Below are 19,390 nucleotides of genomic sequence, written 5' to 3' on the forward strand. Positions count from 1 at the left end.
GTCACCAAATCTTCATGCTTGTCCCCCTTGCCGGATCGGGTCGGGAGGCGTATTGATTTGTCTAGTTGTATAGTAATCTAGACAAATCGGCAAGGTGTCTAAATGACCATCCAGACGACAGAGACCGAGGCCCGCCGGGCCTGGATGGGCCTGCTGGCCAAGGCGGCCCCGGCGCGGCTCGACGCGCTGCTGGGCGAGGTCGGCGACCTGCCCGACTTCACCTGGCTCCGCCGTCCCGAGGCGGGCGGCGTGATGGTGCGCGGCCGCATGGGCGGCACCGGCCAGCCCTTCAACCTCGGCGAGATGACGGTGACCCGCTGCGCCCTGCAGATCGCGGGCGGCGCGGTCGGCCATGCCTACGTGCAGGGCCGCGACAAGCGTCATGCGGAACAGGCGGCGCTGGTCGATGCGCTGATGCAGACCGAGCGCGCGAGCGACCTGCGCCGGACCGTGCTCGACAGGCTGGCCGCCGAACGCGCGGCCCGGGCCGAGGGACGCGCCGCCAAGGCTGCGGCGACCAGGGTCGATTTCTTTACCATGGTGCGGGGAGAGGACTGATGCAGACCGAAGCACTGACCGGCGGGTTCGCCAATCCGCCCGTAGAGGCCTCCCGCGGGTTCCGCGCGGCGCTCAACGCGCTGGCCCGGCCCGGCACCATCGAGACCGTCGCGGGGGCAGGGGCCCCGGCGCCGGTCTCCACCGCGGCGGCGGTTCTGCTGCTCACGCTCTGTGACGCGGAGACGCCGCTCTACCTCGCGCCCGGACATGACGGGCAGGCGGTCCGCGACTGGATCGCCTTCCACATCGGCGCCCCCATCGCCGATGCGGGCGAGGCCATGTTCGCCCTCGGCACCTGGGAGGCGCTGCAACCGCTGGCGCCCTTCCGCGCCGGGACGTCGGAATACCCCGACCGGTCGGTCACTCTGTTCGTCGAGATGGAGGGGCTGGAGCAGAAGGGCGCGCGCCTGACCGGCCCCGGCATCCGCGAGGCGGCGCACCTGTCGTTGCCCGAGATCGCGGCCTTCCAGGCCAACCGCGCCGCCTTCCCGCTGGGGCGTGATTTCTATTTCTGCGCCGGAGACCGCCTTGCCGGTCTGCCGCGCTCGACCATGGTGGAGGCGGGCTGATGTATGTAGCCGTCAAGGGTGGCGAACGCGCCATCGACAATGCCCACAGCTGGCTCGCCGAGGAGCGGCGCGGCGATACTGATATCGCCGAGCTCTCCATCGCGCAGATCCGTGAACAGCTCTCCATTGCCGTGAACCGGGTGATGGCCGAGGGCTCGCTCTACGACCCCGACCTCGCGGCGCTGGCGATCAAGCAGGCGCGCGGCGACATGATCGAGGCGATCTTCCTGATCCGCGCCTATCGCACCACGCTGCCCCGCATCGGCCACTCCAAACCGGTCGATACCGGCGCGATGGCCTGCGACCGCCGCATCTCGGCCACCTTCAAGGACGCGCCGGGCGGGCAGGTGCTGGGGCCGACCTTCGACTACACCCACCGCCTGCTCGATTTCAAACTGGCGGCCGAGGGCGAGCTTCCCGAGACCCCGAAGGACGCGCCGCTGAAAGGCGACATGCCCCGGATCACCGAGTTCCTCAACCGCGACGGGCTGATCCAGTCCGAGGACCGTGGCGACGAGACCCCGCCCGACATGACCCGCCAGCCGATGGAATACCCCGCCAACCGCGCCCTGCGCCTGCAGGCGCTCACCCGCGGCGACGAGGGGTTCGTGCTCGCGATGGCCTATTCCACCCAGCGCGGCTATGCCAAGAACCACCCCTTCGTGGGCGAGCTGCGCATCGGCACGGTCGGGGTCGAGATGGACATCCCCGAGCTCGGCTTCTCGGTCGAGATCGGCGAGCTGACCCTCAGCGAATGCGAGACGGTCAACCAGTTCACCGGCTCCAAGACCGAGCCGCCGCAGTTCACCCGCGGCTATGGCCTCGTCTTCGGCCAGAGCGAGCGCAAGGCGATCTCGATGGCCCTCGTCGACCGGGCCCTGCGCTGGGAGGAACTCGGCGAGGACAACAAGGGCGCCCCGGCGCAGGACGAGGAATTCGTGCTGTCCCACGCCGACAACATCCAGGCCAGCGGGTTCCTCGAACACATCAAGCTGCCCCATTACGTCGACTTCCAGTCCGAACTGGAGCTGGTGCGCAAGATCCGCGCCGAGGCGATGGGTGCCCATAGGGAGGCCGCGGAATGAAGGCCGTCGTCTTCGACATCGGGCAGGTTCTGGTCCGCTGGGATCCGCATCTCGCCTACCTCGATGCACTCGGCAGCCGCGAGGCCGCCGCCGCCTTCCTCGAACGGGTCGACTTCCCGGCACGCAACCTGCGCGCCGACGGGGGCGAGACCTTCACGGACATCGCGACCGAGATCGACGACCCCGAGGATGCCGCGCTCTTCACCGCCTACCTCGACCGCTATCACCTCACGGTGCCGGAGAAGATCGAAGGAACCTGGGCTCTGATGGAGCGCCTGCGGGGGCGCGGGCTGGAAATCCACGCGATCACCAACTGGTCGGCCGAAACCTGGCCCGCCGGGGTGGCCGCGCACCCGGAACTCGGGCGGGCCTTCGGTGTCACTGTCGTCTCGGGACAGGAGAAGATGCTTAAACCCGACCCGCGCATCTTCGCGCTGCTCTGCGAGCGTGCCGGGCTGCTGCCGCAGGACTGCGTCTTTGTCGATGACAGTCTCAAGAACGTTGCCGGGGCGCTCGGCTCCGGCATGGACGCGATCCATTTCACTTCGCCCGAGGCGCTGGAACAGGCGCTGACGGAAAGGGGGCTGCTATGAGCGACTACAACTTCGCCTACCTCGACGAACAGACCAAGCGGATGATCCGCCGCGCCATCCTCAAGGGCGTCGCGGTGCCGGGCTACCAGGTCCCCTTCGCCAGCCGCGAGATGCCTATGCCCTATGGCTGGGGCACCGGCGGGGTTCAGGTATCGGCGGCCTGCCTCACGCCCGAGGATACGCTCAAGGTGATCGACCAGGGCGCCGACGACACCACCAACGCCGTCTCGATCCGCAAGTTCTTCGAGAAGACCGCCGAGGTGGCGACGACCGAACACACGGGCGAGGCGACGGTGATCCAGACCCGCCACCGCATCCCCGAAGAGCCCCTGACCGAGGATCAGATCCTCGTCTATCAGGTGCCGATCCCGGAGCCGCTGCGCTTCCTCGAACCGCGCGAGACCGAAACCCGCAAGATGCACGCGCTCGAGGAATACGGCCTCATGCACGTCAAGCTCTACGAGGACATCTCGCGCCACGGCGAGATCGCGACCTCCTACGCCTACCCGGTCAAGGTCGAGGGGCGCTACGTGATGGACCCGTCGCCGATCCCCAAGTTCGACAACCCGAAACTCGAAATGGCCGCAATCCAGCTCTTCGGGGCAGGGCGCGAACAGCGCATCTACGCCATCCCGCCCTACACGCAGGTGGTGAGCCTCGATTTCGAGGACTACCCCTTCGTCGCCTCCAAGGCGAACCACGCCTGCGCGCTCTGCGGGGCGGGGGACACCTACCTCGACGAGGTGATCGTCGATGACGAGGGCGGCCGCATGTATGTGTGCTCCGACACCGACTACTGCTCGGGCCGTCAGGACAAGGGCCATCGCGGCGAGATGGCCGCGCCCTACATGGAGGTCGCGGAATGAGTGACGCAAGCCAAATCCGGCTGCTGCAGGTCACTCGCACTCCGGTGACCGGCCCGGGACCTGTGGCATGACCGATCTTCAGGGCATCGACCACCTCGGCCTGACCGTCTCCGACCTGCAGGCATCGCTGGGGTTCTTCACGGATGCGCTCGGCTGGGAACAGACTGGCGGCAATCCGTCCTACCCGGCGGCCTATGTCACCAACGGGCAGGCCAGGATCACTCTCTGGCAACAGAAGGGCGACCACCGGCGCGGGTTCGACCGGCACACGAATGTCGGTCTGCACCACTTCGCCCTCAGGGTTGCCAGCCAAGAAGCGCTCGATCGCCTGTTCGAACGTGTTCAGGACTGGCCGGGCGTCGAGGTCGAGTTCGCGCCCGAGTTCTCCGGAACCGGGCCCAAGGTCCACTTCATGATCAGCGAACCGGGCGGGACCCGGATGGAATTCAGCTATGACCCAAGATAATCCGCTCCTCTCTGTCCGCGACATCGAAAAGCGCTACGGCGCCCGGATCGGCTGCACCGACGTCTCCTTCGATCTCTGGCCCGGCGAGGTCATGGGCATCGTGGGTGAATCCGGCTCGGGCAAGTCCACGCTGCTGAACTGCCTCGCGGGACACATCGCCCCCGACGGCGGCCGCATCCTGTTCGACACACGCGCCGAGGGTCTGAAGGACACCGCGCAGATGTCCGAACCCGAACGCCGGATGCTCTCGCGCACCGACTGGGCCTTTGTCCACCAGAACGCCCGCGACGGCCTGCGGATGAGCGTCAGCGCGGGCGGCAACGTGGGCGAGCGGCTGATGGCCGTGGGCGCGCGTCACTACGGCGACATCCGCGATCAGGCCACCGACTGGCTCGGCCGGGTCGAGATCGCCGCCGACCGCATCGACGACCGCCCCACCGCCTTCTCGGGCGGGATGCAGCAGCGCCTCCAGATCGCGCGCAACCTCGTCACCGGCCCGCGCCTCGTCTTCATGGACGAGCCGACCGGCGGCCTCGACGTCTCGGTGCAGGCCCGCCTGCTCGACCTGCTGCGCGGCCTCGTGCGCGAGATGGGCCTCTCGGCCATCATCGTGACCCACGACCTCGCGGTGGTGCGGCTGCTGGCGGACCGGCTGATGGTGATGAAATCGGGTCGCGTGGTCGAAACCGGCCTGACCGATCAGGTCCTCGACGATCCGCAACACGCCTATACCCAGCTTCTCGTTTCCTCGGTACTTCAGGTCTGACTGACGGAAATCGAGGAGGACCTTCGCATGATCTACAGCTACGCCCCGGGTGAACACGGCCTGGTCCGGACAGAGGGCCTCGATCCCTCTGCGCTGTGGTTCGAGCTGTTCCAGCCCAGCGTGCCGGAACGCAAGAAGGCCTCCGAGATGGTCGGCTACCAGTTGCCCAGCCTCGAGGTGCAGGAAGAGATCGAGCACAGCTCGCGCTTCTACGTCGAGAAGGACGCGCCGGTGATGACCCTGCTCGTCCCGGTGCGCCAGACCGATGGCACGATGCGGTCCTCGCCCGTGACCTTCCTGCTGACGGCGACGCAGCTGGTGACCATCCGCCATCAGGCGCACGGGGCCTTCGCGACCTACCTCGAGAACGCCTCGCGCGCCTCGAACGGGGTCGCCACGCCCGCGCGGGTCCTGCTGGGACTGCTGGGCGCGATCATCGACCGCGTGGCCGACGCGACCGAGCAGATCGGGCGTGACATCGAGGTGCTGATGCATTCGGCCTTCCGCGATGACAAGGACGCCGCGCAGACCCTCGACCAGAAGACCCGCCTGCGCCAGATCGGTCGCTACGACACCGTGGTCATGAGCCTTCGCGAAAGCCTCGTCCTGATGGAGCGGATGCTGGAGTTCCTCGCGGCCTTCCTCGCCGAGACGCGGGGCAAGGACGACGCGCGCCGCACCATGAAGAGCCTTCAGCGCGACGTGCGCGCGATCCGCGAACAGACGAACTTCCTCAGCCAGAAGACCGCGCTGCTGCTCGATGCGACGCTCGGCATGATCGAGATCGAGCAGAGCCACATCGTCAAGATCTTCTCGGTCGTCGCGGCGCTGTTCCTGCCGCCGACGCTGATCGCGTCGATCTACGGAATGAACTTCGAACACATGGATATCCTCGCATGGCGCTGGGGCTATCCTTTCATGTTGGTCCTGATGCTGCTGTCGGCGGTGGTGCCGCTCTGGTGGTTCAGACGCAAGGGCTGGCTCTAGCCGGCAAAGGAGATGGGATGATCGATATCCAGAACGTCAGCAAGAGTTTCACCCTGCACAATCAGGGCGGCGCCGAGATCCCGGTGATGGCAGGTGCCACGCTGCGCGTCGCCCCCGGGGAATGCGTGGCGCTCACCGGCAGTTCCGGCGCGGGCAAGTCCACGCTGATGCGGATGATCTACGGCAACTACCTTGCCGCCTCGGGGCGCATCCTCGTCGGCGACACCGACGTTGCCCGCGCCGAGCCGCGCCAGATCGTCCGGCTGCGGCGCGAGACGCTGGGCTATGTCAGCCAGTTCCTGCGGGTGGTCCCGCGCGTCGCCACCGTCGACATCGTCGCCGAACCGCTCCTCGCACTCGGCACGCCCCGCGACGAGGCCCGCGCCCGGGCCGAGCACCTGCTGCAACGCCTCAACATCCCCGAGACGCTGTGGTCGCTCTCGCCCACCACCTTCTCGGGCGGCGAACAGCAGCGGGTCAACATCGCGCGCGGCTTTGCCTACCGCTATCCCGCGCTGCTGCTGGACGAGCCGACGGCCAGCCTCGACGCGGGCAACCGGGCCACGGTGCTCGACCTGATCGACGAGGCCAAGGCGGCGGGGGCCGCGATCATCGGCATCTTCCACGACCTCGAAGCGCGCGAGCGGGTCGCCGACCGCGAGGTCGATGTCTCGCAGTTCACCCCAAGGCTCGCGTGATGGCCGGCCGCCTCTTTGCCGTGGTCGGCCCCTCCGGGGTCGGGAAGGACACGCTGATGACGGCGGCCCGTCAGGCGCGGCCCGGCCTGACGCTGGTGCGCCGTGTCATCACCCGCCCCGCCGAGGCAGGCGGCGAGGATTTCGAGAGCGTGACGCCGCAGGTCTTCGAGGCGCGCCTCAGGAACGGCGATTTCGTGCTGCACTGGCAGGCCCACGGCCTGTCCTACGGCATCCCCAAGGGCGTGCACTCGGTCCTCGCCTCGGGCCGCGACGCCCTGTTCAACGGCTCGCGCGCCATGCTGGACGAGGCCGCGCGGGCCTTCCCGGGCCTCCACGTCCTGCACATCACCGCGAAACCCGAGGTGCTGGCCGAACGCCTCGCCGCCCGGGGCCGCGAGACTCCCGACGAGATCAGGCGCCGGCTCGCCCGCGCGCCCCTGCCGCTGCCCGAAGGGCTGTCGGTCATCGAAATAGACAATTCCGACCCGGTCGAGCAGACACTCCCCCGTCTGCTGGCCGCGCTCGATTCCGAAAAGGTGTGACCCATGCAGATGAGATTTGAAACCGGCGAGACCATTCTCACCAACGCGCGCCTCGTGCTGCCCGGCGAGGTGGTGCAGGGCACCCTTCGCATCCGCGACGGACGCATCACCTCGATCGACCAGACCGGGTCGATGGCCCCCGGCGCCATCGACTGCGGCGGCGACCTGCTGATCCCCGGGCTGATCGAGCTGCACACCGACAACCTCGAACGCCACATCCAGCCGCGCCCCAAGGTCGACTGGCCCCACGCGGCGGCCATCCTCGCCCATGACGGCGAACTGGCCAGCACCGGCATCACCACCGTCTTCGATGCCATGCGCGTCGGGTCGGTCACCACCAACCCGCGCACCGACTACCGCGAGTATGCCCGTTCGCTGGCCTCGGAACTGCTGGAGGTCCGGGCGAAGGGGATGCTGCGCATCAGCCACTTCCTGCACCTGCGCGCCGAGATCTGCTCGGAAACCCTGATCGACGAACTGGCCAAGTTCAGCAGCGAGGACCGCGTCGGGATTGTCTCGCTGATGGACCACACCCCGGGCCAGCGCCAGTTCCGCGACCTCTCCAAGCTCAAGGACTACGTCTGCGGCAAGCACGGCCTCTCGGAGGAGCAGTTCGCCGACCACGTGGCCGAACAGCAGGAACGCCGCGCCCGGCTGGGCGAGGCGCACGAGGCAGCGGCCGTCGCGGCCGCCGCGACCTTCGGCGCAGTGCTGGCCAGCCATGACGACACCACCGCCGATCACGTCGCGGTCAGCGCCGCCCACGGCATTCGTCTGGCCGAGTTCCCGACCACCGTCGAGGCGGCGCAGGCCTGCCACGACCACGGCATCGCCGTGATGATGGGCGCGCCCAACCTGATCCGGGGCGGGTCGCACTCGGGCAACGTCGCCGCCGAGGACCTCGCCCGCGCCGACCTGCTCGACATCCTGTCGTCCGACTACGTGCCGTCCTCGCTGCTGCTGGCGGCCTTCCGCCTCGCCCGCATCTGGGACGATATCCCGCGCGGCATCGCCACGGTCACCTCCGCCCCCGCCGCGGCAACCGGGCTTCAGGACCGGGGCCGTATCGAAGAGGGGCTTCTGGCCGACCTCGTGCGGGTGACCGAGCTGGACAGCGGCCCGGTGGTCCGGGGCGTCTGGTCGCACGGTCGGCAGGTCGGCTGAGCCTCAGGCCTCCGGCGGGATCCGCGAGGAGAACAGCCGCGCCACGGTGATCGCCAGCACGATCCGCGCCACGTGGTGCGTGCTGACATAAAGCGCCGAGATGTGCATGGAGAGCGCCACCAGCGACATCTCGGCCAGCCCGCCCGGGGCAAAGGCGAGGATCACCGCCTCGACCCTCTCGCCGACGATCTGATGCAGCACCAGCGCCGCGATCACGGCGAGGATCAGGGTGAACACGATATTGGTCAGCGCCAGTTTCAGGGCCCGGCCGAAATCGCGCACCGGCATATCGGCAAACCGCGCGCCCAGCGTCACCCCGATGACCAGCTGCGTCGCCTGGATCAGCCACCAGGGCGGCGCGGCCTCCAGCAGCCCGCTCAGGTGACCAAGGCCCGAGGCCAGGATCGGCCCGGTGACAAGGTAGGCCGGCATGTTCAGCCGCCGCCCGCCAAAGAACCCGATCACCGCCAGAATGGTCTGCCAAAAGGCCTCCTCGGCGGTGAAGGGCGCTCGCGCGGCGCTCATCACCACGCCCGCGGCCGAACCCACCGCGCCCCCGTTCAGGATAGAAAAGGCCAGCGGCACCAGCATCAGCGACAGGATCAGCCGCATGAACTGCAGCGCCGCCAGCATCTGCACGTTGGCGCCGTGCTGCTCGCCCAGGGTCACGGATTCGATCAGCCCGCCGGGCACCGACCCGAAATAGGCGGTAACCGGGGGCAGCCCGCCCAGACGGCGAAAGGTCTGGTACCCGACGAAATGCGCCAGCGGGATGTAGATCAGCAGTGACAGCAGCGACGGCCACCAGCCACGCGCCTCCTCGAGGATCCCGGGCGTGAAGTTCGCACCGACCGAGAGGCCGATCACCGGAACAAAGCACGCCCGCAGCTTCTGCGGCACCCGCAACGGCTGCCCGAGCGGCCTGACGCCAAAGACCGCCATCGCCCCGACCACCACGATGGACCCCAGCATCATCGGCAGCGGCGCCCCGATGAAGTGCGCGATCTCCCCGCCGGCAAAGCCCGCGACAAAGACGGCAATCACCGAGGGGATGTGAACGGTTTCTCCCGCGATCCGTATCGGTTTCATCTCGCTCTGCGCCCCGCCGAAGGAATAGTTAACTTTGAGTAGGAGTTTCGCTTCCGCCGGTCAACGTGCGGGCAGGGGGCATTCGACGGCGGGTTCCGGCACGGGGCCGCAACGGGGGTTGCAGCAGGGCCTTGGACTCCTTAGCCTCCCCGCTGTGCGGAATGATGTTTCGCATAGCGGGAGGAGCTACATGAAGACCAACGAAGTGACGGGCAACCGCCCGTGGCGCGTGCATTACACGCACGGCATCGACGCGGATTTCAAGGCGCCGCAGACCACGTGGAACGCGCTGATGACGGCCGCGTTCGAGCGCTACGCCGACGAGGTCCTGATCGAATACTACGGCAAGAGCTACACCTATGCCGAGATGCGGGCGCTCGCCGCGCGGGCCGCCGCCGCGCTCCGGGCGCATGGTGTGGGCAAGGGCGACCGGGTGGCGCTGCACCTGCCGAACTGCCCATGGCATCCGATCTTCTTCTTCGGGGCGCTGGCGCTCGGCGCGGCGGTGACGCATCTCAGCCCGCTCGACGCGGACCGCGAGATCGCGCACAAGCTGAAGGTCAGCGGCGCCAAGGTGGCCGTCACCCTGACCACGCCGGAACTCGCCAACCACTTCAAGCCGCTGCTCGCCAGCGGCGAGACGCCCCTGCTGGTGCAATGCCCCGACCCGGTCTCGGCGATGGGCCGCGATTGCCCGGTCTTCGACGGCGCGATGGGCGTCGACGCGTTCTGGGCCGGCCACGAGGGCGCGGCCTATGATCCCGTCGCGGTCGACCCCGGCGACCTCGCCCTGCTGCAATTCACCGGCGGCACCACCGGTGTGCCCAAGGCCGCCGTGCTCAGCCACGCCAACCTCACCTCGGCGGTCCTGATCTTCTCCGAGAAATCGCGCGACGATCCATCCTCCGAGCCGGGCAAGAACAGCCTCGTCTACTCGCCGCTGTTCCACATCATGGGGCTGGTCGTCGGCCTACTGAAGCGCACGCACGAGGGCGGCACCATCCACCTGCGCCTGCGCTACGACCCGCTGCAGGCGGTGAAGGAGATCGAGGACAAGAAGATCACCTCCTTCGGCGGCGTGCCGACCACGTGGATCGCGCTGCTGCAGGTTCCCGACATCGAAAAGCGCGACCTCAGTTCGCTGGAATACGCCGGTTCCGGCGGTGCGCCCATGCCGGTCGAGGTCTACCGCCGCGTCCTGCAACTCACCGGCTGCAAGGTGCGCGGCGGCTGGGGCATGACCGAGACCGCGGCCGCAGGCACCGCCATGCCGCCCGACATGCCCGAAGACAAGCTCGGGACGGTGGGCATCCCGCTGCCGGGGATCGATATCCGCATCGTGGACACGGACAACCCGAAGCAGGCGCTGGCCCCCGGCGAGATCGGCGAGATGGTCATCAAGGGCCCGAACGTTCTGGGCGAGTACTGGAACAACCCCGAGGAGACGGCGGCGGCCTTCGTCGACGGCTGGCTGCTGACCGGCGACATCGGCTACATGGACGAAGACGGGTATTTCTACCTCGTCGACCGCAAGAAGGACATGATCCTGTCGAGCGGCTTCAACGTCTACCCGCTGATGATCGAGAAGGCGGTGCACCAGCATCCCGACGTGTCCGAGGCCATCGCCATCGGCGTTCCCGACGACTATCGCGGGGAAAGCGCCAAGGTCTTCGTGGTGCTGAACACCGGGGCCAAACCCTTCACGCTAGAGTCGCTGCAAGGCTTCCTCGAAGACAAGCTCGGCCGCCACGAGATCCCGCGCCACCTCGAATTCCGCGAGGAACTGCCCCACACACCGGTCGGCAAACCCGACCGCAAGGCGCTGAAGATCGAGGAAAAAGCCCGGCGGGAGACGGTCGAGGGCTGATCCCCCGCAACCGCTAAAGCGCTACGAAACCCGGGCCACGGCCCGGGTTTTTCGTATCCCACGATCTACCCTCAGTTGTGACCCGTCCAGAACGGGGGCCCAAGCGCCGCGCCCGGTGTCTCGCCCGCCTGTGCCGAAAACAATCCCGCCCTCCACCATCCGAAATTGACTCCAATGGAAACAATGGGCTAGCAAACGTAAACATTTGAAAGATCATTATGTCCGAGAGCATTTCGCGTGGGGTTCCCATGGTCGCGAGCTTCTTGCTCGCATGTCACGACTTTCCCCCCTTTCGCCGGGCCGCCGGGGCCTCAGCGGGTGCGGTCCGCTAGATGACGCGGTTCGAGTTCATCCATATCGGCCACGGCAAATGCCTCTCCACCATGCTCCAGCGCCGCTGGGCCGAGTCCGACCGCTACAACTACTGTCACGGGCTCGCCGCCGGGAACATGCTGTCCGACGCCTTCCTCGCCGGGTCACGCGATCCGTCCCGCCACCCGGTGCGCTTTGCGCTCAACGACCAGAACCCGAATGTCCTCTCCTACGAGTGCTTCACCTTCTTCGGCTGCGCGCCGGACGTGCCGACCCACCGGCGCCACATGACGCTCGATCGTCAGGCGTTCATCGCCTCGGCGCTCGCACCTTTCTCCGACCGGGTGCTGCTGGTGCTGCGCGACCCCAAGGACTGGATCCGTTCCTGCCACGCGCAATACGTCAAGTACGGCGGCGCGCTCAGCCTGCAGGGCTACTTCGACGCCTTCAGGGTGCCGTTGCTCGACAACCTGCGCCTCGACCGCATCCTGCAGATCTGGCGGGAGAGGGGGTTTGCCCCGGTCGCGCTGGCGATGGAGGCCTACACCTCGGATCCCCGCAGCTTCTGGGCAGACTACGAACGCCAGACCGGGCTGCCCGAACCGGGCGAGATCGCCGAGGACGATGCCGCCGACAACCGGACCGATCACGACAAGCTGGAACCGCGCGCGTTGGCGAACGGAGCCATCGAGATGCTGATCCGGCTGATGGAACGCAACGAGCTCTACCAGCTCAGCCCGCAGCACCGGAAGGAGCTCGAGGTCTTCTCGACGATAAACAAGAGCTTCCAGACCTGGACGGTGCGGCGCGCCTTCGAGGCGATGGACACGGAGGATCTCCGGGCCTTCTGCAACCATATCAACTTCGTGCCGTCCAGCGACTTCCTGCAACTCGAGCTGGACGATGCCGCCCGTGACCTGCTGACCGAGAGCTATGTCGAGCCGCTGAGCGGTTTCGCGGCCTTCGAGCCGCATCTGGACGGCTACCGCGCCAGCCTCGCAGGCGCGCAGTAGCCGCGCGGCCCCGGCACGAGGCCGGGGCAGGGCGGGATCAGCCCGCCATCGCGAACATGCGGGCCTTGGCGGCGTCGTATTCGCGGGTCAGGCGCGCAACCAGATCGGCGGCGGGTACAACCTTGTCCACCGCGCCGATGCCCTGACCCGAGCCCCAGATCTCCTTCCAGCTCTTCGGCTTGGAACTGCCGGAGCCGAAATCCATCTTCGACGGGTCGGAGCGTTCGAGGTTGTCGGGGTCCATCCCCTGCGCCGCGATCGAGGGCTTCAGGTAGTTGCCCCAGACCCCGGTGAAGAGGTCGGAGTATACGATGTCGGACGCGCCGTTCTCGACGATCATCTGCTTGTAACCCTCGACCGCGTTCGCCTCTTCCGTCGCGATGAAGGCCGACCCGATATAGGCGAAATCGGCGCCCATGGCCTGCGCCGCAAGGATGCTGTCGCCCCGCGCGATGGCGCCGGACAGCGCCAGCGGGCCGTCGAACCATTCGCGGATCTCCTGCACCAGCGCAAAGGGAGACAGCGCCCCGGCATGGCCACCGGCCCCGGCGGCCACGGCGATCAGCCCGTCCGCGCCCTTTTCGATAGCCTTCTTGGCAAAGCGGTTGTTGATCACGTCATGCATCGAGATGCCGCCGCAGGAATGCGCGGCCTCGTTGACCCACTCCTGCGCACCCAGCGAGGTGATCCAGACCGGCACCTTGTACTTGGCGCAGATCTCCACATCGCGCTCCAGTCGCGCGTTCGAGCGGTGCACGATCTGGTTCACGGCAAAAGGTGCGGCGGGGCTGTCGGGATTCGCCTGGTTGTGGCGGTCCAGCTCCTCGGTGATCCGGGTCAGCCAGCGCTCCAGCTCGATCGGTTCACCCTCCTTCTCGCGCGCATTCAGCGCCGGGAAGGACCCGACGATCCCGGCCTTGCACTGTGCGATGACCAGGTCGGGGTTTGAGATGATGAACAGCGGCGAGCCGATGACCGGCAGGCGCAGCGTTTTCAGCATGTCGGGTATCGACACTTGGGGAATCCTCCTGTTTCGGCGCCTCCTGCGCCGCTCTCGGCCGGTACCCTAAGCCGCTGTCCCGGTTTGTAAACAGGCTCCCCTCGTGACGTTGCGCTCCATCTGTCGCGCCCTCCGCACGGAACCTCCGGGCGCGCTCCGCGTTGCACCGAAGGGAGCATGTTCCGCCTTGCCTGGACCGGGAGCGATGATGAAGGACACCGAGCTGCAAGACAGCCTGATGCACAAGGGCGCCTGCCTGATAGCAAATGATGCGTCGGGCAAGGGTGAGGCTGCCGAACGCCTTGAACTGCTGCGCGGCTGGCTGGAACGGCAGCCGGGCCGCACCGCGCTGGAAATCGTCCATCGCGGCGAGAACTTGTCCGAGGTGGCGCGTCGTGCCGTCGACGACGGCTACGGCACCGTGATCGTCGCGGGCGGCGACGGCACCATCTCGACCGTCGCGGGCGTCCTCGCGGGCACCGGCGTGCGCATGGGCGTGATCCCCGCAGGGACCTTCAACTACTTCGCGCGCGGCCTCGGCATCCCCGAAGACATCGAAGGCGCCCTCGACGTGATCGAGACCGGCGTGGCCCGCCCCGCCCAGATCGGGCGGATCAACGACAAGGTCTTCCTCAACAACGCCAGTCTCGGCGCATACCCCGCCATCCTCGACCAGCGCGAGGGCATCTACCGCCGCTGGGGCCGCAGCCGCATCGCCGCGCATTGGTCCACCGTCAAGGCGCTGCTGACCGCCACCCGGCCCCAGCGCATGAAGGTGACCGTCGACGGCGAGGTGCGGCGGATCAAGACCCCGCTCGTCTTCATCGCCAACAGCGCCTACCAACTCGACGAATTCGAACTCGAAGGCGCCGACTCCATCCGCAACGGGGAATTCGCCCTGTTCATGGCCGAGGACTGCGGGCGCTGGAAGATGCTGCTCTTCGCCGTAAAACTCGCCTGGCGCCGGATGGTGGCAGGCCGCGACATGACGCTCATCTGCGGTCGCGAAATCCGCATCGAATCCGCCAAGTCCCATCTTCTCATCGCCCGCGACGGCGAGAAGGAGAGGATGAAGACGCCCTTTGTTTTCAAGGTCGAGGACGACGTTCTCGACGTCATCGTCCCGGGGGAGGGCCGGCCCGCCGCATGAAACGCATCCTGCACCTGTCCGACATGCATTTCGGGCGCGAACGCCCGGAGCTTCTGGAACCGTTGCTGGCGGCGATCAACTCGGCTCGGCCCGACGTGGTGGCGATCTCGGGCGATCTGACCCAGCGGGCGCGCCGGTCGCAGTTCGCGGCAGCGCGGGCCTTCATCGACCGCATCAACTGGCCCTGCGTCGTGGTCCCCGGCAACCACGACATTCCGCTCGACCGGCCCTTCCTGCGCATGTTCCGGCCCTTTTCGCGCTACCGGACGGCCATCGGCCCCAACCTCGAACCGGGCATCGTCACCGGCGACCTCGCCGTGCTCGGGGTGAACACGGTCACCCGCTGGAGCTGGCAGCGCGGCCGCATCCGCTCGCGCCGCGTACGCCAACTCTGCCGCAGCTTTGCCGAGGCACCCAAGGGCCGTCTGAACGTCCTTGTCGCCCACCATCCCTTCCGCCACTCGCCCGGCTCGACCAAGGACGAGATGATCGGCGCCGACAAGGCGATCGAGACGCTGTCGGGCTGCGGCGCCCATGTCGTGCTCTCGGGCCATCTGCACAGCTGGCACACCGAGGCCTTCGTCAGCCGGATGCAGGAAACCCGCGTGTTGCAGGTGCAGGCAGGGACGAGCCTGTCGAACCGCCTGCGCGGGGAAGAGAACGATTTCGCCCTGATCGAGATCGACGGCCGCGACCTCCACGTCGAACGCTGGGTGGCCGGCGCAGGTGAAACCGGCTTTCGCCGCCACATGCGCAGCAGCTTCCGGATGGGCGAGTCCGGCTGGATCCGGTTGACGCCAAAACCGGCCGGAACGGCGTCAGACGCGCGCCAGAGCGTCCGTATGCTCCGCTAAGGCGGTTATTTTACGCTCACTCCATCCGTTTTCATTGAAATTCTCTCCGGTTCACGCAAGAGAGGCTCCGATCCGCGCCGCATGGCCCTGCCGATAGCCGCACAGAAAGGAACGACATCGCCGATGAGTGACGCCGCCGAGAACGAGACCCCGCAGGACGCCCCCTACGAGACTTTGGGCGAAATCGGGCTGAACAACTTTGCGCCCTACCTGATGAACCGCATCATGGGCCGCTACAACGCCGACATGCAGGGCGCGCTGAAGGACATGAACCTCAGCACGGTCAAGATGCGGACGCTGTCCATCCTCGCCGTGGTTCCGGGCCTCACCATCAACGAACTCGCGGTCTATGCCGTGACCGAACAGTCGACCATGAGCCGCACGCTCGAAGCGCTGGAAAGCGCGGGCTTCGTGCGCCGCACCGAGCGCGCCAGCGACGGGCGCGTGCGCGAGATCTACCTGACCGACGAAGGCCGGGTCGAGATCGACAGGGTCTGGCCGGTGATGTGGAACGGCTACCAGTCCATGCGCGAGGGCATCGACCCGGCAGAGTGGCAACAGTTCGTGTCCATTCTCCAGCGGGTCCTGCGCAACGTGCGCCAGAACGAGTTCTAGGCCGGGCGCCCCGTTGCGTCAGACGCCGATGTCGGGGCCATAGCACAGCATCTCTTCGCCGATGTCCTGCGCCTCGTAGAGCTCTGTCGCCGTCGGGTCGTTCTCGAACTGCGCGATCAGCCCGCCGGGACCCTGCCGGAAGGTCCAGCATTGCGGGTCGTCGGGCCGGTCCTCGTAGACAAAGCAGATCTGCCCGGCTTCCTCGTACCAGGTGCCGTCCTTGCAGTGCCCGTCAAGGAACGACCAGACCACCCGGCGCCCCTCGAGATAGCGCTCGACCCCATAGGCCTGGCCGCCCGCACCATAATAGAGCGTCTTGCCACGGGTATAGGCGTCGAAGTCCTCTGCACTCATCGCGCCCGCAGACTGGCTCGCCGGCGTGCTCTGCGGCAGGCGCTGGGCCAGAGGCAGGTCGACCGACTGCGCCTGCAGCGGAAGAGGGGCCAGAAGGGCCAGAATCAAGAGGCGGTTCAACATGGTGCGAGTCTCGCACAGGGGGCACTCAATCTCCAGAAAAGGTTGCCAAAGGGTTAACGCGGATCGGCAATCTGCCGCAGCGCGCGGCACCTGCGACGGGTGACAAGGCCGTGGGGCGACGGCTAGGCTCCGGGTGAGAAAAGGGCAGGGGGAAGATCGTGCAGAACTGGATGTTCGGGATCGCCGCGCTGGCGGCGCTGGCCTACCTGCCGCTGGCCGGTCGGCCCGTCGGGATGGTGCGCTCGCTTCTCAAGACCGGCTCGGTCGCCCTGCTGGCCCTCGGCGCGATAACCGGCGGCGCCCCGCTGCTGGCGCTTGCCCTGGCCCTCTGTGCGCTGGGCGACTGGTTCCTGTCGCGCGCAGGTGACCGTGCCTTCCTCGCCGGTGTCGCCGCCTTCGCGGCCGGGCACATCGCCTACATGGTCCTGTTCCTCTCGCGCCCCGCAAGCGATCCGGCGGCCCTCGCCGGTCCACTCGGCCTCTGGATCGCGGCGGGCCTCGCTCTGGTCTCGATCTGCCTCGCGCCCGCCCTGATGGCCCGGGCCGGGGCCCTGCGCGGCCCGGTGCTGGGATACATGCCCATCATCCTCGGCATGGGGATGGCGGCTCTGACCCTGCCGATGCAGGGGGCGACCGCACTCGTCGTCCCGGCGGCCCTGAGTTTCATCGTCTCGGACATGATCCTCGCCACCGACAGGTTCCTCCTGCCCGGCGATCACAGCGCCCGGCGGCTGGCGCCCTACGCGATCTGGATCACCTATTGGGGGGCACAGGCCGGGTTCTACCTCGCCTTCACCTAGGAAATACGGCTTTTCCCGGTATCCACTGCGGTCCTTGCCCTTCCATCCCGCGCCTTGCTGAACTAGGTGAAAAGGAAAGGTGGCGGAGACGGCTATGGCGTTTTTCAGTAAGCTCAAGGATCGGCTGTTCAAATCCTCTTCCAAGCTGGAAGAGGGACTGGACGCGATTGTCGGGGATGGCGGCCAGGAAGAGCCCGTTGCGGCAGCGCCCGCGCCGGACGTTCCACAGCCCGAGCCCGAGGCCCCTGAACCGGATATCCCGCAACCCGAACCGGCCCCCGAACCCGAGCCGGAAATCGTACCCGAGCCGGTCATCGTACCAGAGCCCGAAATCGTACCCGAGCCCGCGCCGGAGCCGGTCCCCGAGCCCAGCCCCGTGCCCGCGCCCATCCCCGAGACCGAACCGGACGTGCCGCAGGAGGCCCCGGTGATGCCGGAGCCGACACCCGCCCCGGCCCCGATCGAGGTGCCCCTGCCGCCGCAGGCCAGCGCCCCGGACCAGCGCGGCGGACTGCTGGGCCGTCTCTTCGGCCGTGGCCAGCAGAAGACGGTCGTGCGCCGCGTGCTCGACGACGACATGCTCGAACAGCTCGAAGAGCTGCTGATCTCTGCCGACATGGGCGTCGACACCGCCCTGCGCGTCACCGCCAACATGGCCGAGGGCCGGCTGGGCCGGAAACTCTCGGTCGACGAGATCAAGCAGCTGCTCGCGCAGGAGATCACCCGCGTGATGGAACCGGTGGCCAAGCCGCTGCCGCTCTATCCCAAGAAACCGCAGGTGGTGCTGGTCGTCGGCGTGAACGGATCGGGCAAGACAACGACCATCGGCAAGCTCGCCAGTCAGTTCCGCGCCGCAGGCAAGAACGTGGTGATCGCGGCGGGCGATACCTTCCGCGCCGCCGCCGTCGAACAGCTCCAGGTCTGGGGCGACCGTGCCGGGGTGCCGGTGCTGACCGCGCCGCAGGGCACCGACCCGGCAAGCCTTGCCTTCGACGCCATGACCCGCGCGCAGGAGGAGGGCGCCGACCTGCTGATGATCGACACCGCCGGACGGCTCCAGAACCGCGCCGACCTTATGGAGGAACTGGCCAAGATCGTCCGCGTCATCCGCAAGAAGGACGAAACCGCGCCGCACAACACCCTGCTGGTGCTCGACGCCACCACCGGCCAGAACGCGCTGAGCCAGGTCGAGATCTTCCGCAAGATCTCCGATGTCTCCGGCCTCGTCATGACCAAGCTCGACGGCACCGCCAAGGGCGGCGTGCTGGTGGCGCTGGCCGACAAGTTCGGCCTGCCGATCCACGCCATCGGCGTGGGCGAGCAGATCGACGACCTCGCCCCCTTCGACCCCGAGGAATTCGCCGCCGCCCTGACCGGACTGGACGTCTCGGCTTGACCTTTCCCGGGTGTCAGTGGCGCCCGGTCAGCCGATCGACCCAGCGCAGACCGAAGGTCACGCAGAGCGTGATCACCGTGGCCAGCAGGGCAAGCGGGATCTGCCCGGCGCCGCAGGCGAGCCCGATGGCACCGGCCATCCACATGCCCGCCCCGGTGGTGATGTTGTGCACCTGTCCGCCCGAGGAAAAGATCGCCCCTGCGCCAAGGAAGGCGACCCCGGCGGTGACCGCCTCGACCAGCCTCAGCGGGTCGACCCGCAGTTCTGCCCGGTCGCCGAAATGCAGCGTGCCAAGGCTCTGGCTGACAAGGATGAACAGGCAGGCCGCCATCGCAACCAGCATATGCGTACGCAGCCCGGCGGATTTGCCACGCTGTTCCCGCTCAAATCCGATCAATCCGCCCAGAAGGATTGCGGCCACCAGACGAACCGTGGCAATGGCCGGGGGAAACTCTGAAAACGAGCGTTCCAGCTCTCTTGTGAACATGTCCCACATACGCCCTCCCGTCCTGCTCAACGCCCG

Annotated in this window: 22 protein-coding genes; 18 read left to right on the top strand and 4 right to left on the bottom strand. The window is 67.5% G+C overall.

The genetic code is table 11. From position 1 onward, the window contains the following. Positions 1-102 precede the first annotated feature (102 nt). The 11 genes from phnG (at position 103) to DDT93_RS20805 (ending at position 8,294) form a co-directional block, all read left to right on the top strand. Complete coding sequence (gene phnG, locus DDT93_RS20755) at positions 103-558, top strand: phosphonate C-P lyase system protein PhnG (RefSeq protein ID WP_109467804.1); 456 nt, start codon at positions 103-105, stop codon at positions 556-558. Continuing rightward, entirely contained in the window at positions 558-1,127 is a 570-nt protein-coding gene (gene phnH, locus DDT93_RS20760) for a phosphonate C-P lyase system protein PhnH (protein ID WP_109467805.1), read from the top strand. The genes phnG and phnH overlap by 1 nt, the downstream gene beginning before the upstream one ends. Next, positions 1,127-2,212: a carbon-phosphorus lyase complex subunit PhnI gene (locus DDT93_RS20765; protein WP_109467806.1), complete on the top strand. Its 1,086-nt coding sequence runs from the start codon at positions 1,127-1,129 to the stop codon at positions 2,210-2,212. The genes phnH and DDT93_RS20765 overlap by 1 nt, the downstream gene beginning before the upstream one ends. Beyond that, on the top strand, positions 2,209-2,805 hold the full coding sequence (locus tag DDT93_RS20770; protein WP_109467807.1) for an HAD family hydrolase: 597 nt from the start codon (positions 2,209-2,211) through the stop codon (positions 2,803-2,805). Before DDT93_RS20765 ends, DDT93_RS20770 begins: the two co-directional genes overlap by 4 nt. After that, complete coding sequence (locus DDT93_RS20775; protein WP_109467808.1) at positions 2,802-3,671, top strand: alpha-D-ribose 1-methylphosphonate 5-phosphate C-P-lyase PhnJ; 870 nt, start codon at positions 2,802-2,804, stop codon at positions 3,669-3,671. Before DDT93_RS20770 ends, DDT93_RS20775 begins: the two co-directional genes overlap by 4 nt. Positions 3,672-3,738: 67 nt before the next feature. After that, positions 3,739-4,137: a VOC family protein gene (locus DDT93_RS20780; RefSeq protein WP_109467809.1), complete on the top strand. Its 399-nt coding sequence runs from the start codon at positions 3,739-3,741 to the stop codon at positions 4,135-4,137. Further along, positions 4,124-4,903, top strand: coding sequence for a phosphonate C-P lyase system protein PhnK (gene phnK, locus DDT93_RS20785; protein WP_109467810.1), 780 nt, complete (start codon positions 4,124-4,126; stop codon positions 4,901-4,903). Before DDT93_RS20780 ends, phnK begins: the two co-directional genes overlap by 14 nt. Before the next feature lie 27 nt (positions 4,904-4,930). Then, entirely contained in the window at positions 4,931-5,890 is a 960-nt protein-coding gene (locus tag DDT93_RS20790) for a magnesium transporter CorA family protein (protein WP_109467811.1), read from the top strand. Positions 5,891-5,907: 17 nt separating this feature from the next. Further along, positions 5,908-6,588 (top strand): phosphonate C-P lyase system protein PhnL, encoded by a 681-nt coding sequence (gene phnL / locus DDT93_RS20795; RefSeq protein WP_109467812.1) that lies wholly within the window; start codon positions 5,908-5,910, stop codon positions 6,586-6,588. Beyond that, positions 6,588-7,130 carry a phosphonate metabolism protein/1,5-bisphosphokinase (PRPP-forming) PhnN gene (gene phnN / locus DDT93_RS20800; RefSeq protein ID WP_109467813.1) on the top strand — a complete coding sequence of 181 codons (543 nt, stop codon included), beginning with the start codon at positions 6,588-6,590 and terminating at the stop codon, positions 7,128-7,130. The genes phnL and phnN overlap by 1 nt, the downstream gene beginning before the upstream one ends. Before the next feature lie 3 nt (positions 7,131-7,133). Next, the gene (locus DDT93_RS20805) at positions 7,134-8,294 is read left to right on the top strand and encodes an alpha-D-ribose 1-methylphosphonate 5-triphosphate diphosphatase (RefSeq protein WP_109467814.1); all 1,161 of its coding nucleotides are present in this window, start codon (positions 7,134-7,136) and stop codon (positions 8,292-8,294) included. Positions 8,295-8,297: 3 nt separating this feature from the next. On the opposite strand, the gene DDT93_RS20810 is transcribed toward DDT93_RS20805, so the two are convergent. Then, positions 8,298-9,383, bottom strand: a complete 1,086-nt coding sequence (locus DDT93_RS20810) for an AbrB family transcriptional regulator (RefSeq protein WP_109467815.1) — start codon at positions 9,381-9,383, stop codon at positions 8,298-8,300. A gap of 190 nt (positions 9,384-9,573) precedes the next feature. Between DDT93_RS20810 and DDT93_RS20815 the strand changes: the two genes are divergently transcribed. Both DDT93_RS20815 and DDT93_RS20820 read left to right on the top strand, forming a co-directional pair. Next, positions 9,574-11,250, top strand: coding sequence for an AMP-binding protein (locus tag DDT93_RS20815; protein ID WP_109467816.1), 1,677 nt, complete (start codon positions 9,574-9,576; stop codon positions 11,248-11,250). A gap of 332 nt (positions 11,251-11,582) precedes the next feature. Further along, positions 11,583-12,575: a hypothetical protein gene (locus DDT93_RS20820; RefSeq protein ID WP_109467817.1), complete on the top strand. Its 993-nt coding sequence runs from the start codon at positions 11,583-11,585 to the stop codon at positions 12,573-12,575. Between the two features lie 37 nt (positions 12,576-12,612). On the opposite strand, the gene DDT93_RS20825 is transcribed toward DDT93_RS20820, so the two are convergent. Next, positions 12,613-13,575: an NAD(P)H-dependent flavin oxidoreductase gene (locus DDT93_RS20825; RefSeq protein ID WP_198654925.1), complete on the bottom strand. Its 963-nt coding sequence runs from the start codon at positions 13,573-13,575 to the stop codon at positions 12,613-12,615. A gap of 208 nt (positions 13,576-13,783) precedes the next feature. Here DDT93_RS20825 and DDT93_RS20830 point away from each other — a divergent pair, with 208 nt between their 5' ends. The 3 genes from DDT93_RS20830 to DDT93_RS20840 all read left to right on the top strand — a co-directional run bounded on the left by DDT93_RS20830 (position 13,784) and on the right by DDT93_RS20840 (position 16,194). After that, positions 13,784-14,725 (top strand): diacylglycerol/lipid kinase family protein, encoded by a 942-nt coding sequence (locus DDT93_RS20830; protein WP_157960240.1) that lies wholly within the window; start codon positions 13,784-13,786, stop codon positions 14,723-14,725. After that, the gene (locus DDT93_RS20835) at positions 14,722-15,579 is read left to right on the top strand and encodes a metallophosphoesterase family protein (protein ID WP_109467820.1); all 858 of its coding nucleotides are present in this window, start codon (positions 14,722-14,724) and stop codon (positions 15,577-15,579) included. Before DDT93_RS20830 ends, DDT93_RS20835 begins: the two co-directional genes overlap by 4 nt. Before the next feature lie 123 nt (positions 15,580-15,702). Further along, positions 15,703-16,194 carry a MarR family winged helix-turn-helix transcriptional regulator gene (locus DDT93_RS20840; RefSeq protein ID WP_109467821.1) on the top strand — a complete coding sequence of 164 codons (492 nt, stop codon included), beginning with the start codon at positions 15,703-15,705 and terminating at the stop codon, positions 16,192-16,194. A gap of 18 nt (positions 16,195-16,212) precedes the next feature. Here DDT93_RS20840 and DDT93_RS20845 read toward each other — a convergent pair whose 3' ends face one another. Then, positions 16,213-16,548 carry a hypothetical protein gene (locus DDT93_RS20845; protein WP_198654926.1) on the bottom strand — a complete coding sequence of 112 codons (336 nt, stop codon included), beginning with the start codon at positions 16,546-16,548 and terminating at the stop codon, positions 16,213-16,215. A gap of 281 nt (positions 16,549-16,829) precedes the next feature. Between DDT93_RS20845 and DDT93_RS20850 the strand changes: the two genes are divergently transcribed. Together DDT93_RS20850 and ftsY are read left to right on the top strand one after the other, a co-directional pair. Further along, positions 16,830-17,471 (top strand): lysoplasmalogenase, encoded by a 642-nt coding sequence (locus DDT93_RS20850; RefSeq protein WP_232825522.1) that lies wholly within the window; start codon positions 16,830-16,832, stop codon positions 17,469-17,471. 94 nt (positions 17,472-17,565) lie between these two features. Next, entirely contained in the window at positions 17,566-18,867 is a 1,302-nt protein-coding gene (gene ftsY / locus DDT93_RS20855) for a signal recognition particle-docking protein FtsY (RefSeq protein ID WP_109467824.1), read from the top strand. A 13-nt stretch (positions 18,868-18,880) separates the two neighbouring features. On the opposite strand, the gene DDT93_RS20860 is transcribed toward ftsY, so the two are convergent. Next, positions 18,881-19,354: an MgtC/SapB family protein gene (locus DDT93_RS20860; protein WP_408607956.1), complete on the bottom strand. Its 474-nt coding sequence runs from the start codon at positions 19,352-19,354 to the stop codon at positions 18,881-18,883. Between the last annotated feature and the right edge of the window lie 36 nt (positions 19,355-19,390).

This window comes from Albibacillus kandeliae (assembly GCF_003116585.1).
Classification (GTDB): domain Bacteria; phylum Pseudomonadota; class Alphaproteobacteria; order Rhodobacterales; family Rhodobacteraceae; genus Albibacillus; species Albibacillus kandeliae.

Excerpts from the sequence above, each read along its gene's own strand:
- phnG (WP_109467804.1), top strand. The coding sequence starts at position 103 with ATGACCATCCAGACGACAGAGACCGAGGCCCGCCGGGCCTGGATGGGC.
- phnH (WP_109467805.1), top strand. The coding sequence starts at position 558 with ATGCAGACCGAAGCACTGACCGGCGGGTTCGCCAATCCGCCCGTAGAG.
- DDT93_RS20765 (WP_109467806.1), top strand. The coding sequence starts at position 1,127 with ATGTATGTAGCCGTCAAGGGTGGCGAACGCGCCATCGACAATGCCCAC.
- DDT93_RS20770 (WP_109467807.1), top strand. The coding sequence starts at position 2,209 with ATGAAGGCCGTCGTCTTCGACATCGGGCAGGTTCTGGTCCGCTGGGAT.
- DDT93_RS20775 (WP_109467808.1), top strand. The coding sequence starts at position 2,802 with ATGAGCGACTACAACTTCGCCTACCTCGACGAACAGACCAAGCGGATG.
- DDT93_RS20780 (WP_109467809.1), top strand. The coding sequence starts at position 3,739 with ATGACCGATCTTCAGGGCATCGACCACCTCGGCCTGACCGTCTCCGAC.
- phnK (WP_109467810.1), top strand. The coding sequence starts at position 4,124 with ATGACCCAAGATAATCCGCTCCTCTCTGTCCGCGACATCGAAAAGCGC.
- DDT93_RS20790 (WP_109467811.1), top strand. The coding sequence starts at position 4,931 with ATGATCTACAGCTACGCCCCGGGTGAACACGGCCTGGTCCGGACAGAG.
- phnL (WP_109467812.1), top strand. The coding sequence starts at position 5,908 with ATGATCGATATCCAGAACGTCAGCAAGAGTTTCACCCTGCACAATCAG.
- phnN (WP_109467813.1), top strand. The coding sequence starts at position 6,588 with ATGGCCGGCCGCCTCTTTGCCGTGGTCGGCCCCTCCGGGGTCGGGAAG.
- DDT93_RS20805 (WP_109467814.1), top strand. The coding sequence starts at position 7,134 with ATGCAGATGAGATTTGAAACCGGCGAGACCATTCTCACCAACGCGCGC.
- DDT93_RS20810 (WP_109467815.1), bottom strand. The coding sequence starts at position 9,383 with ATGAAACCGATACGGATCGCGGGAGAAACCGTTCACATCCCCTCGGTG.
- DDT93_RS20815 (WP_109467816.1), top strand. The coding sequence starts at position 9,574 with ATGAAGACCAACGAAGTGACGGGCAACCGCCCGTGGCGCGTGCATTAC.
- DDT93_RS20820 (WP_109467817.1), top strand. The coding sequence starts at position 11,583 with ATGACGCGGTTCGAGTTCATCCATATCGGCCACGGCAAATGCCTCTCC.
- DDT93_RS20825 (WP_198654925.1), bottom strand. The coding sequence starts at position 13,575 with ATGCTGAAAACGCTGCGCCTGCCGGTCATCGGCTCGCCGCTGTTCATC.
- DDT93_RS20830 (WP_157960240.1), top strand. The coding sequence starts at position 13,784 with ATGAAGGACACCGAGCTGCAAGACAGCCTGATGCACAAGGGCGCCTGC.
- DDT93_RS20835 (WP_109467820.1), top strand. The coding sequence starts at position 14,722 with ATGAAACGCATCCTGCACCTGTCCGACATGCATTTCGGGCGCGAACGC.
- DDT93_RS20840 (WP_109467821.1), top strand. The coding sequence starts at position 15,703 with ATGAGTGACGCCGCCGAGAACGAGACCCCGCAGGACGCCCCCTACGAG.
- DDT93_RS20845 (WP_198654926.1), bottom strand. The coding sequence starts at position 16,548 with ATGAGTGCAGAGGACTTCGACGCCTATACCCGTGGCAAGACGCTCTAT.
- ftsY (WP_109467824.1), top strand. The coding sequence starts at position 17,566 with ATGGCGTTTTTCAGTAAGCTCAAGGATCGGCTGTTCAAATCCTCTTCC.
- DDT93_RS20860 (WP_408607956.1), bottom strand. The coding sequence starts at position 19,354 with ATGTTCACAAGAGAGCTGGAACGCTCGTTTTCAGAGTTTCCCCCGGCC.